Origin of the sequence: Arachidicoccus sp. (assembly GCF_050436765.1) — a bacterium.
Taxonomy (GTDB): domain Bacteria; phylum Bacteroidota; class Bacteroidia; order Chitinophagales; family Chitinophagaceae; genus Arachidicoccus.
Window position 1 is genome coordinate 1 of record NZ_JBNQGD010000353.1, and the last position, 693, is coordinate 693.

The 693-nt window shown below is 37.7% G+C and carries 1 protein-coding gene; it reads left to right on the forward strand.

Features of this window, described 5'->3' with window-relative positions:
• A partial coding sequence (locus ACQR30_RS15015) for a hypothetical protein (RefSeq protein WP_429736557.1) occupies positions 1-243 on the forward strand: 243 nt, incomplete at its 5' end.
• Positions 244-693: the final 450 nt, after the last annotated feature.

Here is a 693-nt window from a genome sequence, read left to right on the forward strand (position 1 = left end):
ATCTACATTTTAGAATACTGCGAGACTTCTGAATTACGAAGCAAAAAACAATATTACATCGACGTATTGAAACCTCAGTACAACATTCGAAAATCTATTTGCTTATCCTGCCCGAGGCCAGGATCAGCAAGCCCACCTGACAAAACTCCTACCACAAAAATGATATCGGAGACGGTGAGTAAAAAGAAGAATAAGAACAAGAACAAGAAAGTATTAGCTTTAGTTACCCAGCATAAAAAGTAATAAAAGGTACATCTAACACGCACAAATATAAATCCAAACCATTTAAATAGATCTTGTTATAATGGTTTGGATTTATATCTTATCATAAAAGATGCACAACATTAACAGTGGCTGGCTTTGCTGCCTTAGTAGAAATTAGTAAGAGGTACAAGAATTGTACCTTATAAAGAATTTATCAGTACAGAAACTTATCAGGTTCCATTACCATTAGGAATGGCGAATAAAAGATGCTCAACTTTGAGATGCCTAGATATTTTACTGCTGGCTTGGCTTCGCTAGAAGTATGCAGCTCTGGCTGGTGTATAGTCACGAGAGATGGGCAAATTAGGCATGCCGGTGACGTGTATCAATTAAGTCTGTAGTGCCTAAAGACTAATATATATTCAGTAGTAATGGCAGCTATATAGGATAGGACAGTGACCAGATGTTACAGCGCGGCGCGGCTAAGAA